This is a genomic window from Escherichia sp. MOD1-EC7003, from assembly GCF_002965065.1.
Lineage (GTDB): Bacteria > Pseudomonadota > Gammaproteobacteria > Enterobacterales > Enterobacteriaceae > Escherichia.
Window position 1 is genome coordinate 1 of sequence record NZ_PTRE01000165.1, and the last position, 292, is coordinate 292.

Here is a 292-nt window from a genome sequence, read left to right on the forward strand (position 1 = left end):
TAATCCTTTGTTTTCAGCATGATAGCCAATAAGCCACAGTACAATTGTACTCAGCGTCGCCAGTAGGCTCAGTACCAGCATTCTTCCCACGGAACGACTGTAACTGGCACGCAGAGCGAACCCGAAGCGCTCGCTTTTTTCATCCCGGAAGTTCTGCTCGATTTGCATGCGACGGCTGTACAATTTCATGATTTCCCGAGGTTTAAAGTCATTCGTACTGCTAAAGATAAGCCACGGTTCTTTTGCCGAAGAACGTCCATCCTTTATTTGGGATTTACGCTCTATGCGGCAA

Annotated in this window: 1 protein-coding gene; it reads right to left on the minus strand. The window is 47.3% G+C overall.

Annotated features, from left to right (window positions below):
• On the minus strand, positions 1 to 292 hold a 292-nt coding region (locus A7090_RS22315), incomplete at both ends, for a transposase (RefSeq protein ID WP_157941493.1).